The 16,608-nt window shown below is 70.8% G+C and carries 16 protein-coding genes; 6 read left to right on the forward strand and 10 right to left on the reverse strand.

Annotated features, from left to right (window positions below; all coding sequences use genetic code 11):
• The first annotated feature begins 123 nt into the window (after window positions 1-123).
• Window positions 124-720 carry a hypothetical protein gene (locus ACH4RC_RS13320; protein WP_398199298.1) on the forward strand — a complete coding sequence of 199 codons (597 nt, stop codon included), beginning with the start codon at window positions 124-126 and terminating at the stop codon, window positions 718-720.
• Window positions 721-896: 176 nt separating this feature from the next.
• Here the strand turns inward: ACH4RC_RS13320 and ACH4RC_RS13325 are convergent, their stop codons facing one another.
• The 3 genes from ACH4RC_RS13325 to ACH4RC_RS13335 form a co-directional block, all read right to left on the reverse strand.
• Window positions 897-1,721, reverse strand: coding sequence for a hypothetical protein (locus ACH4RC_RS13325; protein ID WP_398199300.1), 825 nt, complete (start codon window positions 1,719-1,721; stop codon window positions 897-899).
• A 110-nt stretch (window positions 1,722-1,831) separates the two neighbouring features.
• Window positions 1,832-4,237: a hypothetical protein gene (locus tag ACH4RC_RS13330; protein WP_398199302.1), complete on the reverse strand. Its 2,406-nt coding sequence runs from the start codon at window positions 4,235-4,237 to the stop codon at window positions 1,832-1,834.
• Between the two features lie 158 nt (window positions 4,238-4,395).
• On the reverse strand, window positions 4,396-5,340 hold the full coding sequence (locus tag ACH4RC_RS13335) for a LysR family transcriptional regulator (protein ID WP_398199304.1): 945 nt from the start codon (window positions 5,338-5,340) through the stop codon (window positions 4,396-4,398).
• A 112-nt stretch (window positions 5,341-5,452) separates the two neighbouring features.
• Between ACH4RC_RS13335 and ACH4RC_RS13340 the strand changes: the two genes are divergently transcribed.
• The gene (locus ACH4RC_RS13340) at window positions 5,453-6,361 is read left to right on the forward strand and encodes an NAD(P)H-binding protein (protein WP_398199306.1); all 909 of its coding nucleotides are present in this window, start codon (window positions 5,453-5,455) and stop codon (window positions 6,359-6,361) included.
• Window positions 6,351-6,716, forward strand: coding sequence for a darcynin family protein (locus ACH4RC_RS13345; protein ID WP_398199309.1), 366 nt, complete (start codon window positions 6,351-6,353; stop codon window positions 6,714-6,716). Before ACH4RC_RS13340 ends, ACH4RC_RS13345 begins: the two co-directional genes overlap by 11 nt.
• A 130-nt stretch (window positions 6,717-6,846) precedes the next feature.
• On the opposite strand, the gene ACH4RC_RS13350 is transcribed toward ACH4RC_RS13345, so the two are convergent.
• Window positions 6,847-7,779: a LysR family transcriptional regulator gene (locus ACH4RC_RS13350; protein ID WP_398199311.1), complete on the reverse strand. Its 933-nt coding sequence runs from the start codon at window positions 7,777-7,779 to the stop codon at window positions 6,847-6,849.
• Between the two features lie 103 nt (window positions 7,780-7,882).
• Here ACH4RC_RS13350 and ACH4RC_RS13355 point away from each other — a divergent pair, with 103 nt between their 5' ends.
• The 3 genes from ACH4RC_RS13355 (at window position 7,883) to ACH4RC_RS13365 (ending at window position 10,562) form a co-directional block, all read left to right on the forward strand.
• Window positions 7,883-8,659, forward strand: a complete 777-nt coding sequence (locus ACH4RC_RS13355; RefSeq protein ID WP_398199313.1) for an SDR family oxidoreductase — start codon at window positions 7,883-7,885, stop codon at window positions 8,657-8,659.
• 67 nt (window positions 8,660-8,726) lie between these two features.
• Entirely contained in the window at window positions 8,727-9,617 is an 891-nt protein-coding gene (locus ACH4RC_RS13360) for an SDR family NAD(P)-dependent oxidoreductase (RefSeq protein ID WP_398199314.1), read from the forward strand.
• A gap of 42 nt (window positions 9,618-9,659) precedes the next feature.
• Entirely contained in the window at window positions 9,660-10,562 is a 903-nt protein-coding gene (locus ACH4RC_RS13365; RefSeq protein WP_398199316.1) for an alpha/beta hydrolase fold domain-containing protein, read from the forward strand.
• A 125-nt stretch (window positions 10,563-10,687) separates the two neighbouring features.
• Here ACH4RC_RS13365 and ACH4RC_RS13370 read toward each other — a convergent pair whose 3' ends face one another.
• The 6 genes from ACH4RC_RS13370 to ACH4RC_RS13395 all read right to left on the reverse strand — a co-directional run bounded on the left by ACH4RC_RS13370 (window position 10,688) and on the right by ACH4RC_RS13395 (window position 16,543).
• Window positions 10,688-11,149 carry a DUF3237 domain-containing protein gene (locus tag ACH4RC_RS13370; RefSeq protein WP_398199318.1) on the reverse strand — a complete coding sequence of 154 codons (462 nt, stop codon included), beginning with the start codon at window positions 11,147-11,149 and terminating at the stop codon, window positions 10,688-10,690.
• A gap of 89 nt (window positions 11,150-11,238) precedes the next feature.
• Window positions 11,239-12,069 carry an ABC transporter ATP-binding protein gene (locus tag ACH4RC_RS13375; RefSeq protein WP_398199319.1) on the reverse strand — a complete coding sequence of 277 codons (831 nt, stop codon included), beginning with the start codon at window positions 12,067-12,069 and terminating at the stop codon, window positions 11,239-11,241.
• Window positions 12,062-13,069, reverse strand: a complete 1,008-nt coding sequence (locus tag ACH4RC_RS13380) for an ABC transporter ATP-binding protein (RefSeq protein ID WP_398199321.1) — start codon at window positions 13,067-13,069, stop codon at window positions 12,062-12,064. Before ACH4RC_RS13380 ends, ACH4RC_RS13375 begins: the two co-directional genes overlap by 8 nt.
• The gene (locus ACH4RC_RS13385; RefSeq protein WP_398199323.1) at window positions 13,066-13,941 is read right to left on the reverse strand and encodes an ABC transporter permease; all 876 of its coding nucleotides are present in this window, start codon (window positions 13,939-13,941) and stop codon (window positions 13,066-13,068) included. Before ACH4RC_RS13385 ends, ACH4RC_RS13380 begins: the two co-directional genes overlap by 4 nt.
• Window positions 13,938-14,888, reverse strand: coding sequence for an ABC transporter permease (locus ACH4RC_RS13390; RefSeq protein ID WP_398199326.1), 951 nt, complete (start codon window positions 14,886-14,888; stop codon window positions 13,938-13,940). The genes ACH4RC_RS13385 and ACH4RC_RS13390 overlap by 4 nt, the downstream gene beginning before the upstream one ends.
• Window positions 14,885-16,543 (reverse strand): ABC transporter substrate-binding protein, encoded by a 1,659-nt coding sequence (locus ACH4RC_RS13395; RefSeq protein ID WP_398199328.1) that lies wholly within the window; start codon window positions 16,541-16,543, stop codon window positions 14,885-14,887. Before ACH4RC_RS13395 ends, ACH4RC_RS13390 begins: the two co-directional genes overlap by 4 nt.
• Between the last annotated feature and the right edge of the window lie 65 nt (window positions 16,544-16,608).

Raw genomic sequence — 16,608 nt, forward strand, 5'->3', positions numbered from 1 at the left:
GTGAGGGTGATGGTGACACCCTCTCTGCTGAGAAGGTCGGCAGTCGCCGGCATACCCGGCCTCGTGTCAGACACCGCTGTTACGTTGACGTGAGGATCTTGCTTCGACCTCTGGAGAAGGCGGATGTACGACGAACGGCTCGCCGAGTTCTCCCGCGAGCGGCTGGACGGCCGTCCGATACCCGACGATCTGCGCGTTCTGCTGGTGGCTCAGTGGGAAGGCCGCACCGACTTCACCCGCCTTCTCGACCTCGACTTCTTCGAGGCGGGAGAGGTCCACCCGCTGCTGGACACCAGCTATCTGAGCGAAAAGGAACTCGCGGACCCTGAGATGCAGGCCGTCAACGCCGCAGCCGCGGAGATGGCCAAGTACGTCAAGCTCGTGGCGAAGGGCGGAAAGGGGTGGATCGGCTACTGGCTGCACCCCGGCGAACCCGCGGACCGTGCCTGGCGTCTCACAGGGCTGGACACCGAGTTCACCTTCTGGAGTCCGGTCGGCCTCACCCTGACCGAGGGGGCCGCTGCCGAGCGGGCAAGCTACCAGGATGAGCCCGACGTGCGAATCGCGTTCACACAACTGGCCGCCGAACTCGCCGAGATTGGCCTACCGCTGAGCACCCAGGAGTACGACGCCCTTGATGACACCGAGTACAGAGTGGACCCGGAGGAACTCATGGCGGAGCTGATCGAAGCCGAACGCGAGAAGCGCGGTCTTCGCTGAGCGCGGTCTTCGCTGAGCGGGGAGACTCCAGCGCCGTGGACATCGCGCCTGTCTGTCCCTCCACCGGCACCGGCACCCCCATCGGCACCGGCACCGGCCTTCCTAGACGTGGATCGCCCCCTGCCTCAACGCTCTTGGGCGGCGGCGGAGGGCGCGGTTCTCGCCGTCCGGTCGAGTCAGAGCGGCGGTCCCGCCCCCAGGTCTCCGCACCCCCGTTCATGTGGCAGCAATGGCCGCAACGTGAGCTGGAGGCGCCTGCCGGCATACGTCCACACCACCCCCGGTCCGGCTTCGGTGGCCAGGCGTTCGGCGCGCGTGAGACGAGTCCCGGTGAGGATCGTGCAGGTGCCCTCCGGCGTCTCGGTGCCTGTCGTCGGGTCACCGAGAGGCCATGGGCGGGTTGCGGCGGAGGCGTCCGGCCACGGGCGGGCGAACACGGCGAGGCGGGCGGGCCGGTAGGGACGGTTCGGGCCCGCGAACGCGTCCGCGGGCCAGCCGGAGGAGTCGTTCCGGTCCCGGAACGCGTCCAACTCGTCGTCGGGCAGCGGGAGCCGGTAGGTATGGAGACGGCTGCCGGGGGCGCCGGAACGAGCGACCGTCACGGCGAGCGTGCTTCCGTCGACGACGTCCGGCTCGGGTGCCGAGCGGTGTGCCGTCGCGTACATGTCGGCGTAGAGGGTGTCGGCCTTCATGTCCGTGACTCGCCGTACGGTGGCTTTGAGCAGCGACCCCGCCGGCCGGCCGGGAACGATGACGTCGCGCTCCCCGTAGAGCGCGAGGTCGGGCAGCGCCGCACGCACGGCCGGGGACGGGGTGCCGGGGATCGTCCGGACAGTGGCGGCCAGCTCACCGCGGCCGGTCGGCCGGGGCGGCGCCCCGGCGTCCTGGCCCGGACCGCCCGAACCGCACGCCGTCAGGCCTGGAACACCGCCCGCCATGAGCAGCCCCACCAGGCCTGCGACCAGAGCGGAGGGGCGGCGGACCGCGTTTGAACGTCGCACATCCATTGAACGTCGCACATCTCTTGAACGTCGCGCCGGCACGCGGCGGTTCCGCCCGCCGGTCGCCCGGCCCGCGACAGTACGGGACCGGGCTCCCGGCGGGACGGGGTTCACGACTTGGTCAACGTGTACGTACCGCTGCCGGCCTTGTTCACGACCACGAGCCCGTGACAGCCCTCCGGCAGGTCGACGGTGACCGACTCCGGCGCGCCGGGGCCGCCCGCGTCACCGGTCGCGGTGGCTCCGCCACGGCCGACGACGTGGTCGGCGCCGCCCCGGTCCGCGCCCAGGACGAACAGTTCGGCGTCCTGGCCGACACCCGAGGGTGTGACGGTGTACGTCGCCTTCTCGCCCGCCGACAGGCAGATGTCCCACACGGCGGCCAGCCGGTCGGCCCCCATGGTGACGGTGGGCGAACCGCTGAAGACGCCTTCCGTCTCGTCGGCCTCGATCTGGTAGTCGCCGGTGCCGGACACGACGTTCACCCGCGGGTAGTAGTCGCCTGTGGGGCGCCGGTTGGAGTTGATCGCCACGAAGTCGGTGACGCCCGCGCCGAGCAGGCTCGCGGTCAGCAGGTTGTTCTGCGCCTGGTCGTCGTAGAGCCGCAGGTCGTAGTCGGCGCTCGTGGGCGGACGGAGCGCCACCACGGACCAGAACACCCGGGTGGTGTCGAACCGGTAGTTGTGAGCGGGCTCCGGTGTCGGCCTGGTCTGCGACTGATGGTTGGCAAGCGGGTTACGGAAGCCGTAGTCGATGGTGTTCTGGAAGAGGCTGCCGAGCGTGGGGGCACCCGCCTCGCGGCCGTCGGCGACCCACGCGTTCCAGTACGCGCGGAAGGTCGTCGCCCGGTGGTCCAGGAAGGTGTTCCACACCGGGGCGAGACCCGCTCCGTACTGGTCCCAGCCTTCCGTGCCGGTGTCGACCAGGTCCCACAGGGCACCGGCCACCCGGCCCTCCACCGCGTCCCCGTCGTCCCAGCCGCCGGTGTCCCAGGAGTGCTTCTCGAAGTCGACCGTGAACCCGCTGGTGTCGTTGTTGGTGTCCGTGCGGTCCACGTAGAGCGGGTTGCCGAAGACGGCGACGCTGTACCAGTTGGCGAACCCTTCGGACCAGGCGCAGTTCACGTGGCTGGTGAGCCGGATGTTGTGCGGGTCGGGGCAGTGGCTCTCGAAGTCGTTCTCCTCGTACGTGTCGTCCATGACCGCGTGCCCGATCTCGTGGACCACGACGTTGCGGTCGTCGGCGTCCTGCGGCGGGAGGTAGATCTCGTCCTCGCCCGGCCGGTAGAAGGCGCCGCCCGGGTCGTCGTCCGGGTGCCAGTTGATGTCGGTGCGGCGGCAGTCGTGGTCACGCTCGTCCCAGCAGTCGCCGGGGGTCCACTCGGAGGCGGTGTTGGCGAAGTCGTAGGCGCGCAGCGCGCCGTGCAGCCGTTCGTCGGTGGCCGTGAGGGCGCCGACGCTGGTGGTGGTGCCGTCGCCGCGGTTCTCGAAGTTCGCCGAACGGAACTCGTAGACGTCGTCGTCGTCCCGCTCCACGCCCCACTGGCCGTTCTGCGTGACGAACTTGAGGTAGAGGTCCTGTCCGCCCTGAGCGTCGGAACCGTTGTCGAAGCACAGCCGGTACGCGCCGCTGCCGTCCGTCAGACCGACGGTCAGCAGGTCGTCGCTGTTGGCCGGATCGTCGTCCCAGACCTGTACCTGGAGGTTGGCGGACGGACGCGATATCCCGTCCTCGTCGTGGTAGATGAAGGAGCCGCGTACGCAGGTGAGGGGGCCGGCGGCGGACTGCGCGGTGCGCCGCGCACCGTCGTCGCTGTGTGGCTCGGCCAGCCCCTCGGGGGCGATCCGCGCGGTGGGCTCGCCCGTCAGCGGCTCGGCGGCCTTGGCGGCGGCGGGTACCGGGGTGGTGGCGTACGGGCCGTTGCCGAGGCCGAGTCGCGAAGAGGCCGCGTCCGCGCCGACGGTGAGCAGGGCCGGATCCTCGACGCCGGCGCCGTACCCCTCGGGCGGCAGCACGCGGGTACGCACGGCCACGTCGCCCGTTGTGGCCGCGACGACGGGGACGCGGAAGGTGGCGGTCCGGTCGGCCCGCAGGTCAAGCGTTCGGGTGGCCCGGTTGACGGACCCGCCGTTGTCCGGGAGCGCGGAGGCGCGACGGGCGATGTCGAAGCCGTCCGGTGCCTCGGTGAAGCGCAGGGCCGAGGGCAGATCGATCTGCACCTCGGCCCCGGGTATGTCGATACGCGCGTCGAGGGTCACCGTCAAGGTCGCCCGCGCGCCCTTGGCGGGAGCCCTGTCGAGCGCGGTCTTCACGACGACACAGCGCGGGCCCGAGTCACCACCGTCGGCGCAGGCCGCTGTACGGGCCTCGGTCCCGCTCGCCGCGGCCCCCGCTCCGGGCGTCGAGGGCGCGCCCACGGCGGGCAACGCCTGAAAGCCGCTCAAGGCGAGGGCGGCGGCCGCGCAGGCCGCACCCAGGGCGTGGCGCACGCCCGATCTTCGCCGGTCCAGTCCCACGGTGAATCTCCTTTGCACATAAGGCAGTTGGAGCTCGCGTGGCAGATGATGAATCAGTGACGGACGGGCGTCACCCGGAGTGCCGCCGTCCGGAAGTTTTGGCGCGTTCTCGATGCCCGGAACACCCGGGTGACATGAGACCGGACATCCTCACCGCCTCAACCGGGCACGCGAAGGGTGCGGCGAACGGCTTCGCGGAGCCAGCGATGCCCCCCGTCGGCGGCGTGGCGAGGGTGCCACGCCATACCGATGGTGAGCGGTGGCAACGGCAGTGGGATGTCGAGGAGTCGCAGCCCCAGGGCCGTGGCCGCGTCGGTCAGGGGAGAGGCGGCGGCGCCGACGAGCGCGGTGGGCGTCAGGCACACGTAGTCGCTGCGGGCGGACAGGATCATCGCGGCCATATGGCTGGGCAGCACGACCGTGACGCGTCGGCGCAGGCCCTTCTCGGCCAGCGCGGCGTCCAGCGGTCCCGCGAAGCGGCCCCGGCGGCTCACCACCACATGCTCGGCGCTGGCGAACCGCTCCGCGGTCAACTCCCCTTCAGCCAGGGGGTGTCCGTGCCGGACGGCCGCCGCCATCCGCAGGGTGACCAGCTCCTCGACCTGCGTCTCGGGGTCGACATGATCGATGGACCCGACCTCCAGGTCGATCCGGCCCTCGCGCAGCGCCGGGCCGGCCTCCAGATCCTCGGCCCGGAACCGCAACGAGATCCCCGGCGCCTCTTCCCGCGCCAGCCGCGACATCCCCGGCGCCAGCGCCGCTTCCACAAGGTCGGCCGCCTGCAGCGTAAACGTACTGCGCAGGACGGCCGGATCGACCCCCGCCCCCGGAGCGAGCAACGCACCGAGCCGGCGCACCACCTCGGCCGTCTCCTCGCGCAGAGCCTGGGCGCGCGGAGTAGGCACCATGCGCTGCCCGGCCCGCACCAGCAGAGGGTCCTGGAGGATCCTCCGCAGCCGGGCCAGCGTCCGGCTCATCGCGGCAGGCGACGTATGGAGCCGGGCAGCCGCACGCGTGACGCTCTGCTCGGTCAGCAAAGCGTCCAACGCGACGGCGAGATTGGCATCGTTGACGGGTCCCGTACCGCTAGAACTACTGCTCATTGGCGTTATTCCATTTCAGGCAATGACTCCGTGCTCACCTTCCCATTGTGGCAACACCACGGTTCTTCTCAGGATGGGGGTGTCCCGATCCGGCACGACCCCGAAGGTTGCGATGATCGTCATCACTGCCCCCACCGGAAACATCGGCAGCCACCTGCTGCCCCTGCTCCTGGACTCCGACCACCACGAGCAGGTGCGCGTCATCGTGCGCGACCCGGCCCGCCTGGCCGACACCGTGCGCGACCGCGTCGAGGTGATCACCGGCTCACACGGTGACGCCGAGACCGTCGACCGCGCCTTCGCAGGCGCCGACGCCGTGTTCTGGCTCGTCCCGCCGGACGCGTCCCGGACCCCCGAGGACGCCTACAGCGGCTTCACCCGCCCCGCCGCGCGGGCGCTCGCCGCCCACGGCGTCGGCCACGTCGTCGGCGTCTCCGCGCTCGGCCACGGCACACCGGTCGCCCACCGCGCCGGCCTCGTCACCGCCACCCACGCCATGGACGACCTCATCGCCGCCACCGGCGTGTCCTACCGCGCCCTGGCCAATCCGTCCTTCTTCGAGAACCTCCTCGAAGACGCCGACACCATCCGCGACACCGGTGTGTTCACCGACGCCGTCGACGCCGACCACAAGGCCCCGCTCGTCGCCGTCGCCGACATCGCGGCGGTCGCCGCCGGCCTCCTGGTGCACCGCACCTGGTCCGGCAACGACCACATCCCGGTCCTCGGCCCCGAGGACCTTTCCCCCAACGACCTCGCCCGCATCATGACCGAACACCTCGGCCGCCCCGTCCGCTACGAACAGCAACCGCTGGACGACCTTGGCGCCAGCCTCGTCGGCTATGGCCTCGACAAGGAATTCGCCCAGGGCATCGTCGACATGAAGCGAGCCAAGAACGAAGGCCTCGACGGGGGCGTCACCCGCACCCCGGCCTCCAGCACCCCGACCACCTTCCACCAGTGGTGCGCCCGGACACTGGCGCCCGCGGTCCTCGCAGGAGGCTCCCACGATGCCCACTGAGACCACGACACCCCCGGTCACCGCGTTCATGCTGATCAAAACCGCCCCCGAGTGGCTGGCCATGACCCCCGAAGAACGCGTCACCGCCTTCACCACCCAGGTCGTCCCCGCGATCGAGGCCAGAACCACCGGCGTCCGCTCACGGTTCTACGACACCGAGTTCTACTCCACCCGCGTCACCGACATCTGGGTCTGGGAAGCCGACGACCACGAGGCCTACCACCGCCTCATCGACGTCTTGCGCGAAACCCCGTTCTGGGACCGCTACTTCACCGTCGTCGACCTCCTCGTCGGCACTGAGAACGGCTACGCCCGCACCTATGGTCTCGAGGCGGTCACCACGATCGTCACCTGAGAGCCGGTTCCGCGCCCCGATGCGCGGAAAGCAGGCGTCACCAGCAGAACGCGATCCATGCGCGGGCGACCCCAGGGTCGCCCGCGCCGGCGTTCGGCAGAGGGGCCGTCTCAGCGGCGGCGCGACGGTGTCACGAGGGCGGCCCGGCGAGGACACTGCGGACCGTGTCGCGCAGCCAGCGCTGGGCCGGGTCGTCGTCGAGGCGGGCGTGCCAGGTCATGTGGTAGCGCAGCGGCGGGATCTCCCGCGGTGCGGGCAGGGTGCGCAGCGCGGGGTCCGACGCGTGCTCGACGGCGATGCGGTGGGGAAGGGTGGCGATGAGACCGGTGCCCGGTACCGCCAGGGGCGCCACGGAGTGGTAGGGCACGGACAGCCCGGCCCGGCGCGGTCTGCGGAGCTGGTCCAGCAGGTCGTCGATCGCGGTCTGCCGGCCGCCGACGGTGCCGACGATCACATGCCTGGAGTCGAGGTAGTCGTCCAGAGTCAGTCGCGGCCGGTCGGCCAGCGGGTGGTCCCGCGACAGGACGCACACGAACCGGTCGTCGAACAGGTGCTCGTTGCGCAGACCTGGGGTGGAGCCCGCGGAGAGATCGGAGGGGAGTTTCCTGGTCGCGTGGAACGAAAGGTCCACCAAACCGTGGTCGAGGTCCTCGAAGACACCGTCGTGCCAACTGGCGAAGTTCAGGGTGGAGCGCGGCGAGTCCCGGAAGACGCGCTGGAAGAGAGCGGGGACGAAGACCGAGGCGTAGTCGGTCCCGGCGATCCGGAACGCCTCGGCCGCCTCGGCCGGCTCGAAGGTCTCCGGCGCGAACAGCGTCTCCAGTTGCGGCATGACCGCGCCGAGCCGGCGCTGGATGCGTTCGGCACGCGGGGTGAGTCGGTAGCCGGCCGGCGTGCGGACCAGCAATTCGTCGCCGAAGGTGTTCCGCAGCCGTTGCAGGGCCCGGCTCATCGCCGGCTGACTGATCCCGGCCAGCTCGGCGGCCCGGGAGACGTGCCGCTCCGCCAGCAGGGCGGCCAGCGGACCGAGCAGGTTCAGGTCCGACCGTTCAATATGCACCATGCGCATATTCTAAATGCCAAAGATTCATTCGACATATAACCCCTGCATGCCGAAGGGTGAAGCCACCGAGGAAACGCCTCGGAGCGCGTGCAGGAGGAACAAGATGACGGACGAGACGGACAAGGCGTACCAGGCGAACGCGAGCCGCGACGGGCGCAGGGTCGCCGTGGTGACCGGCGGATCGGGTGGAATCGGCGGCGCGGTCGCGCGGCGGCTGGCGGATGCGGGCATCGCGGTCGTTGTCCATTACGCGGGAGCCGCGGCGCGCGCCGCGGAGGTCGTGGAGTCGATCCACGCGGCCGGCGGCACGGCGTTCGCCGAGCCGGGCGACGTCGCCGAACCGGAGGAGATGGCGCGGCTGTTCGATGCCGCCGAGGAGCGCTTCGGCGGAGTGGACGTGGTGGTGAACACCGCCGGGATCATGCTGCTGGCGCCGGTGGCGGAGATGGGCCTGGACGCGTTCGACCGGATGCACCGGATCAACGTGCGCGGCACCTTCGTCGTTTCGCAGCTCGCCGCCCGCCGACTGCGTCCCGGCGGCGCGCTGATCAACTTCTCCACCTCCGTCACCCGGCTCCAGCAGCCGACCTACGGCGCCTACGCGGCGACCAAGGGCGCGGTCGAGGCGATGACCCTGATCCTCGCTCGTGAGCTACGGGGCCGGGACATCACCGTCAACGCCGTCGCCCCCGGGCCGACCGCGACCCCGCTCTTCCTGGAAGGCAAGAGCCCCGAGCTGGTCCAGCGGATCGCCGCCGCCGCCCCGCTGGAGCGGCTCGGTACGCCCGAGGACATCGCGAGCGCGGTCGCCTTCCTGGCCGGCCCCGACGGCCGCTGGATCAACGGCCAGCTGCTCTTCTCCAACGGTGGCGCCGCCTGACCCAGCCGCCCTCACATCGGCACCACCCACACCATCGGCACCATCCACCGCACGACGGAGGAAACCCATGTCCACTGTTCTCATCACCGGCGCCGCCACCGGGATCGGCAACCTCACCGCGAAGGCACTCGCCCGCGCCGGACACCGTGTCTACGCCTCGATGCGCGTCCCCGCGGGGCGCAACGCCCCGCGCGCCCAGGAGCTGCGCGACTTCGCCGCAGCCAGAGACGTCGACATCCGCATTGTCGAACTCGACGTCGCCTCCCAGGAGTCGGCCGACGCCGCCGTCCGCACGGTGATCGCCGACAGCGGTGATCTCGACGTGGTCATCCACAACGCCGGCCACCTGCTGGTCGGCTACGTGGAGGCGTTCACCGCCGAGGAGCTGGCCCACCTCATCGACGTGAACACCCTCGGCGTCCAGCGACTCAACCGCGCCGCCCTGCCCCACCTGCGCGGCCGCGGCCGCGGCACCCTGCTCTACGTCGGCAGCACCACGTCCGTCACCACCCCGCCCTTCCTCGGCCCCTACGTCGTCTCCAAGACCGCGATGGACTCACTCGCCCTGGTCACCTCCTACGAGGTCTCCCAGTTCGGCATCGAGACCGTGATCGTCATGCCGGGGGCCTTCACCGAGGGCACCGACCACTTCCCCAAGGCGGGCCGGGCCACCGACACCGCCGTGGCCGAGGCGTACAAGAGCCTGGACCCGCTGGTCGACCGCAACGAGGAGGCGACCGCGGGCCTGTTCACGCCCGGCACGAGCGCCGACCCCGTCGTCGTCGCCGAGGAGATCACCCGCATCCTCGCCCTCCCCTACGGCGAGCGCCCCTTCCGCAGCGTCGTCGACCTGACCAACTCCACCGTCGAGCAGGCCAACGCCGCCGTCACCGAGGCCCGCACCGACTTCGTCCGCCGCATGGGATTCGGCGAAGTCCTGGAACTGCGCCGCGCCTGACCCCGCCCAGCCCCTCCGCACTCACCGAAAAGCGAGACCACCATGACTGAGACCCGGCTCGGCGCCATCGTCGACATGCTGCGCACCTCTCCGCTCGACATGGGCGGCGACCCGCACAAGATGCGGATCGTCTTCGACGAGATGATCGCCGCCCACCCCGTTCCCGCGGACGTGCGCACCACGGCCGCCCGACTCGGCGGCGTCCCCGCCCTCGCGGTCACCGCGGGCGACAGCGAGCCGTCGGGGGCGGTGCTGTACTTCCACGGAGGCGGCTACGCTCTCGGCTCCGCCACCGCGAGCGTCGGCCTGGCCGCCGACATCGCCCGCCGCTCCGGCACCACCGTCCACACCGTTGACTACCGGCTCGCACCGGAGAACCGGTTCCCGGCGGCCGTCGACGACGCCGTCGCCGCCTACCGCGGGCTGCTGGAGCGCGGTATCCCGGCCGAGGCGATCGCCGTGAGCGGTGAGTCCGCCGGCGGCGGACTCGCGCTGGCCCTGCTGGTCGCGGTCGAGGAGGCCGGTCTGCCGCAGCCGTCGGCAGCCGCCGTCCTCTCCCCCTGGGCAGACCTCACCCAGTCCGGCCGCAGCCACGAGACCAAGGCCTTCCTCGACCCGGCCCTGACCCGGCAGGCGCTGGCCACCCGGGCCGACGACTACCTCGCCGGCGCCGACCCCCGCTCGCCGCTCGCCAGCCCTCTCTTCGCCGACCTGCGCGGGTTGCCTCCGCTGCTCATCCAGGCCGGAAGCCATGAGGTCCTCCTCGACGACGCGCTCCGGCTGGCCGCCAAGGCCGCCGACGACGACGTGGCGGTCACCCTGCAGACGTTCCCGGGCGCACCCCACGTCTTCCAGGGCTTCGCCGCCGTCCTCGCCGAAGGCGCGCGGGCCCTGGACGACGTCGCGACCTTCCTCCGCACCCACCTCGACGGGCAGCGGGGCTGACGGACAAGAGGTGTCCGCAGCGCCGTTCACGACACGGCGGCGCTGCTCCTCGCCGATGGCTCGACCGGCCCGAACAGGGTGGAACCGCGCTGCCTGCTGATCACAGCCGCTCGTCGTCCGTAGCCCTACCTCACGACGTACATGCGAATGGACACGGACTGCTCGTCGTCGGACCGAGCGAGTCCGACGAACACGGATTCGGCAAGCCAGCGGTGGGCCGGGGCGTCCGTGCGGAATACGGGCGAGGTCCGGTAGTAGATGCCCGCGTGCGAGACCTGGAGCCCGTCGTCGTACTGGTCAGGGCTGTCGGAACCCTCGTGGTAGTAGCCACGATTGACGATGTCGATGACGGCGCCGCCCTCGGCTTCGATCAGGTAGCGCGCGTCGAGCTGGCAGACGCGGCCGCGCATGCTGCTCCAGTCCCCGCCGCCGGGCAGGACCCGTCCACGCAGCAGAGGGCCGTCGACGGTGCCGCCGGTGATCGGGGTGAACTCGGTGGCCTCTCCGTCACCGTGGCCGATGTGCAGAGAAGGTTCGAGCTCGGCCCGGATCTCGAAAGCGAAGGTGAGGACAGGGATGAAGGACATGGGTGGTGACTCCTCTGGGCCGGCTCGGGGTGATACCCGTCAGCTGACTTGTTGGTGAGCGAAAGGCATGGAAAGGCATGGGAGAGGGCTCAGCCGGACGGCGGGGCGGCCGCGTCGGCGTGGTACGTGGTGCGGCGGCGAGGGCGCCATCCTCGCCGGGGGACGGAGTCGACCAGACTGCGCGTGTAGGGCATGCGAGGCTCGGTGAGGACGGCGTCCGTCGGCCCTCGCTCCACGACCCGCCCCTGGTGCATGACCATCACGTCGTCGCAGATGTGGCGCACGATTCCCAGGTCGTGGGTGATGAACAGATAGGAGATGTCCGTCCGTCGCCGGATGTCCCGCAGGAGGGCGATGATCTGCGCCTGGACGGAGACATCGAGCGCGGCGACCGCCTCGTCGAGAATCAGAAGGCGAGGCTGGACGGCCAGTGCGCGGGCGATGGCGACGCGTTGGCGTTGACCGCCGGACAGGGCGCGGGGCAGGGAACGGGCTTGCCCTGCGTCGAGGCCGACCTGGCCGAGGAGTTCGGCCACCCGCCGGTCGAGCGCACCGGCGCGCAGATCCGTGTGGAGGGCGAGGGCCTCGGCGACGCAGTCGCCGACGCGTTGCCGCCGGTCCAGTGAGGAGTAGGGGTCCTGGAAGACCATCTGTACGTTGCGGGCGCGATCGCCGCGTGTGGGGACGGGTCCCGCGTCACCGCCGGGATCGTCTCCGTGCCATCGGACGGTGCCGGAGGTGGGTCGTTCCAGTCCGGCGACCATGCGGGCCGTGGTGGTCTTGCCCGACCCGGACTCGCCGACCACGGCGAGTGACGCTCCCACCGCCAAGGTCAGGGTGACACCGTCGACTGCGGTGAAGTCACCGAAGGACTTGCACAGGTCCACGGCTTCCAGGACGGGTCCTGCGGGGTCAGGCATCGTCCTTGCTCCTGTCTGCAGGACCGTCCGCGGGGGCGAAGGATCGAGGGAAGTGGCAGGCCGCACGCGCGTCTCCCACGAGCCGCATGGCCGGAGCTTCGCTGGTGCAGCGTTCCTGGACCTCAGGACAGCGTGGGGCGAAGGCGCAGCCGGCTCCGGCTTCGAAGGCCGCTTGGGGGTTGCCGGGGATGGCGCGCAGCGGCTCGGTCGCGGCGCCCGCATCGGGCCGGGACGCCAACAGGGCTCGTGTGTAGGGGTGGTGGGCGTCGTACAGGTGCTCGGCGGGCAGTTCCTCGACGGTCGAGCCGGCGTACATCACGGCGATGCGGTCGCAGACGGCGGCGGCCAGCGCGAGGTCGTGGGTGATGAACAGCATGGCGAGGCCGCGCTGCGTACGGGCTTCGTCGATGACGGCCATGACGTCGGCCTGGGTGGTGACGTCGAGTGCGGTGGTGGGCTCGTCGGCGAGCAGCAGTCTGGGTTCCGCGAGCAGCGCCGACGCGATCATGACGCGCTGGAGCAGGCCGCCGGAGAGCTCGGCGGGGCGCTGGCGCAGGCGCCGCGCGGCGTCGGCGATGCCCACCTCCTCCAGAAGGGCGGCGGCCCTGGTGTCCGCCTTGCCTCTGTCCACCTTCTGCAGCGCGACCAGTCCTTCGGTGAGAAAGTCGCCGATGGTACGCAGGGGGTTGATGTGGGCCCGGGGGTCCTGGAAGACCATGGCGACGTCACGGCTGCGCAGAGCGCGCAGCGCGGCCGGGGTCATGGCGGGGACGGAGGCACCGTCGAAACTGATGTCGCCGCTGACCTGGGCGCCTGGAGGCAGGAGGCGCAGCACCGAGCGGGCGGTGAGGGACTTGCCGGAGCCGGACTCCCCCACCAGGCCGACCGCGCTGCCGGCCGGGACGTCGAGGTCCACGCGGTGGATGACGGTGCGGGGTTCGCCCTTCACCTCCAGGGTGACGTGCAGGTTGTCGAATCGGAGCAGGGGGCGGTCGGTCATCGGTCCTCCCCCAGGAGCCGCCTGGACAGGCCGCTGCCCAGGACGTTGCAGGCGACGACGAAGACGACGATCACGAGACCGGCGTACAGCGACTGCTCGGGGCGTCCGGCGAGGATGCCCGGGGCGCCGCCCGCCACCATCAGTCCCCACTCGGCGGTGGGCGGCTGGGTGCCCAGGCCGATGAAGGAGAACGCGGCGACGTCGAGCATCGTGTAGCCGAAGGCGGTGGTCGCCTGGACCAGCACGAGCGGCAGCAGATTGGGGACCAGGTGGCGCAGGCAGATGCGCGGGCCTGACATGCCGAGCATCTCCAGCGCGGAGATGTAGGGCAGGGAGCGTTCGCGCATCGCGGTGCTCCGGACGACGCGGGCGACGTAGGGCAGATAGGCCAGGGACAGCGTCACGACGGCGATGTCGAGTCCGGCCCCGAACACCGCTGCTCCGACCACCGCGAGGACGAGGCCGGGAAAGCCGAAGACGACGTCGAGGAGTCCCGAGATCAGCCGGTCCCACCAGCCGCCGAGCCAGGCGGCGGCCACGGCGAGCCCGGTGCCCACCGCTCCGGCGACGACCGTGATGACGGCCGGGGCCAGCAGGCTCGGCCGTGCGCCGTACAGGATGCGGGAGAGGATGTCCCGCCCGGTGTCGTCGGTGCCGAGCCAGTGGGCGCCCGAGCTGCCCTGTGAGACGGCGAGGGGGTCGACGGCGTTCGGGTCGTACGGCGCGAGAAGGGGGGCGCACACGGCGGCGGCCACGACGAGCACGACGACGGTTCCCGCGGTGAGGTGGACCGCTTCGCCTCGGGCGAGGGTCCGCAGCCGCCCCAGGCCGGTGCGGCCGCGGGGCGCTGACGCGATGTGGTAGGTGCTCATGCCCTCTCCCCCAGCGGGATGCGGTGGTCCAGTGCAGCGGTGACGAGGTCGACCGCGGTGTTGACCACGGCGAAGGCGACCACCGTCACAAGCGCCACGGCCTGGACCACGGCCAGGTCCTGCTTGGCCGCGCTCTGCACGAGGAGCGCCCCTACGCCGTTGATTCCGAAGGCCTGCTCGACGATGGCGCAGCTGGCGATGAGGCCGGCGACGGCGACTCCGGAGACCGAGACGACGGGTCCGGACGCGTTGCGCAGGATGTGCTTACGGATGACGAGGCGCTCGGGAATCCCACGGCCGCGCGCGGTCTGCACGTGCTCCGAGGCGAGTTCCGCGCGGACGGCGGAGCGGGTGACCTGGGCGACGTAGGCGATCCATGAGGCGGCGAGTGCCACGGCGGGCAGGGTGAGGTGTGCGAGCCGGCCGGTGAATCCGGTGCCGGATCCGTAGGCCGGGAACCAGCCCACGCGTACGGACATCCACCAGATCAGCAGGACGGAGGAGACGAACACGGGTACGGCCATGAGGGTGGTGGTGACCACCGTGGTCAGGTGCTCCACCCAGCGGCCGCGCAGGCCTCCGAGGGTGCCGAGGGTGACCCCGCAGCTGACGATCAGCACAGTGGCGTAGGCGATGAGGAAGAGTGTGTTGAGGGCCCGGTCGGCGAGCAGGTGGGTGACGGAGTCCTTGTAGCTGAGGGACTGTCCGGCGTCGCCGTGCGCGATTGCGGCCAGCCAGCGCCAGTAGCTCTGCACGAAGGGTTCGTCCAGGTGGTACTGGTGGTGAATCTCCGCGAGCAGGGCGGGACTTGGCGGCTTGCCTCCGCCGACCAGCAAGGTGGCGGGGTCGCCGGGTGCGAGGAACAGGGCGCCGTAGATGACGACACTCGCGACCAGCAGGGTGACGGCGAGTGTGGTCGCGCGGCGGGCGACGAACCGGAGGATCACGAGGACCCCTTGCCGGTGCCGCCGAGGTAGGCCGCCCACGGCATGTGCAGGTAGGCGAACGACGCCGGCAGGCCGCTGAGGCGCTTGTTCACGAACAGCCGCTCGTAGGGTGAGGCGATGGGAAGGACGGGGTAGTCCTTGACGTACTTCGCCTGTGCCTGGTTGAACAGGGACGCCGTCGCGGCCGGGTCCAGGGTCCCCTGGGCCTTCTTCATCAGGGCGGTGACCTGCTTGTTGTCGTACTCGGACCAGTTGAACAGCGATCCGGGCGTCATCATCTGGGCCGCGTAGGACAGAGGGTCGGGGATCTCGACGTAGCCGAGGACCATGGTCGCGTCCAGGCCCTCGCGCAGGGACGGGTCGTAGAAGAGCCCTGACATCTGGGTCGGCTGGAGCTGCCGGATGGTGATCTTCAGCCCGATCTGCTTCGCGCCCGCTTGCAGGAACGTGAGGATCTGCAGGGACTGTTGGTCGCCCGCGGCCGCTGCCACGGTGAGTGTCCGCTTGGTGGTGTCGGCCTGGGCGACGAGCTTCTTCGCGCGGTTCACGTCGGGAGCGGGGACGGCGGGGAGCGCCTCGTAGGCCTTGTCGTAGGCGGCAGAGGCGGGGCTGTTCTGCCACACCAGTGGGGGTATGAAGGTCTTCAGCTTCTGTGCCGCGCCGTTGTAGACGTTCTTGATCAGTGCGTCGCGGTCCAGGACGAGGGAGAGCGCCTTCGCGATGTGGGCGTCGGCGAGCGGGGAGGCGGGGTGGGTGGCGGTGAGGAAGTTGGTCTGGGCCGAGGGGCCGTAGTAGACGGTTCCGGTGTCGGAGTCGGCGGCGGCTTTCGCGGTGGAGGTGCTGATCTCGTAGCTGCCGTCGATCTGGCCGGAGAGCAGCGCGCTGGTGAGCGTGGAGGTGTCCGTGATGAACCTGAAGTTCAGGGACTTGACCTTCGGCTTCAGTGCGCTGTCCCAGTAGTCGGGGTTGCGTTCGGCGGTGATGGAGTCGCCGGGCTTCCATCGGGTCAGCTCGAACGGGCCGGTGCACATGAGACCGCCCTTGGCGGTTCCGTACGAGGTCTTGGCCTTGTCGAGGTACGCGGCTTCGCTGACCGCGCCGAACCCGTTGACCAGCGCCTTGAGGAACAGCTCGTCAGGAGCTCTGAAGACGACCGTGACCTGGTGGCTTCCGGTGGCTTCGATGGACTTCACGTTGGCCAGGAGCGAGGCGTTGACGCTCTGGGTGGCCCGCTCGCCCTGGCGCTTCAGGCTGGCGACCACGTCCTTGGAGGTCATCGTGTGGCCGTTCCAGAAGCGGACGCCCCGGCGGAGGCCGAGCACCAGGGTCGTGGGGTTCCGCTGCTTCCAGGAGGTGGCCAGTCCCGGTGCCACGGAGTAGTCGGCGTTGAGCCGCAGCAGGGGGTCGCAGAGATTGGCCTCGACCGTGCTGGGCGAGTAGTCGCCGACCTTGGCCGGGTCCAGGGTCGTCGGTTCGCCCATGGGCAGGTTCCAGTCGACCTGGTCCACGGGGCCGGTCGCCTTGGGCGTCGTGGTGGACAGCTGGGGGGCGCGCGGCGCCGTCGGGGCGGTGCCGGAGCCCGACGTACAGGCGGCGGCCGTCAGCAGGACGCACAGGGCGCCGCCGATGCGGGCGGTGGTTCTTGGAGCCGTCATGAGGGAGCTCCTCGCGAGGATGGACGGGGCGTGGAAGGAGATGGAAGGCGTACGAGTGTGAGGCG

This window comes from Streptomyces sp. NPDC016845 (genome assembly GCF_044332585.1).
Taxonomy (GTDB): domain Bacteria; phylum Actinomycetota; class Actinomycetes; order Streptomycetales; family Streptomycetaceae; genus Streptomyces.

Excerpts from the sequence above, each read along its gene's own strand:
- ACH4RC_RS13320 (WP_398199298.1), top strand. The coding sequence starts at position 124 with ATGTACGACGAACGGCTCGCCGAGTTCTCCCGCGAGCGGCTGGACGGC.
- ACH4RC_RS13335 (WP_398199304.1), bottom strand. The coding sequence starts at position 5,340 with ATGAGCAGTAGTTCTAGCGGTACGGGACCCGTCAACGATGCCAATCTC.
- ACH4RC_RS13340 (WP_398199306.1), top strand. The coding sequence starts at position 5,453 with ATGATCGTCATCACTGCCCCCACCGGAAACATCGGCAGCCACCTGCTG.
- ACH4RC_RS13345 (WP_398199309.1), top strand. The coding sequence starts at position 6,351 with ATGCCCACTGAGACCACGACACCCCCGGTCACCGCGTTCATGCTGATC.
- ACH4RC_RS13350 (WP_398199311.1), bottom strand. The coding sequence starts at position 7,779 with ATGGTGCATATTGAACGGTCGGACCTGAACCTGCTCGGTCCGCTGGCC.
- ACH4RC_RS13355 (WP_398199313.1), top strand. The coding sequence starts at position 7,883 with ATGACGGACGAGACGGACAAGGCGTACCAGGCGAACGCGAGCCGCGAC.
- ACH4RC_RS13360 (WP_398199314.1), top strand. The coding sequence starts at position 8,727 with ATGTCCACTGTTCTCATCACCGGCGCCGCCACCGGGATCGGCAACCTC.
- ACH4RC_RS13365 (WP_398199316.1), top strand. The coding sequence starts at position 9,660 with ATGACTGAGACCCGGCTCGGCGCCATCGTCGACATGCTGCGCACCTCT.
- ACH4RC_RS13370 (WP_398199318.1), bottom strand. The coding sequence starts at position 11,149 with ATGTCCTTCATCCCTGTCCTCACCTTCGCTTTCGAGATCCGGGCCGAG.
- ACH4RC_RS13375 (WP_398199319.1), bottom strand. The coding sequence starts at position 12,069 with ATGCCTGACCCCGCAGGACCCGTCCTGGAAGCCGTGGACCTGTGCAAG.
- ACH4RC_RS13380 (WP_398199321.1), bottom strand. The coding sequence starts at position 13,069 with ATGACCGACCGCCCCCTGCTCCGATTCGACAACCTGCACGTCACCCTG.
- ACH4RC_RS13385 (WP_398199323.1), bottom strand. The coding sequence starts at position 13,941 with ATGAGCACCTACCACATCGCGTCAGCGCCCCGCGGCCGCACCGGCCTG.
- ACH4RC_RS13395 (WP_398199328.1), bottom strand. The coding sequence starts at position 16,543 with ATGACGGCTCCAAGAACCACCGCCCGCATCGGCGGCGCCCTGTGCGTC.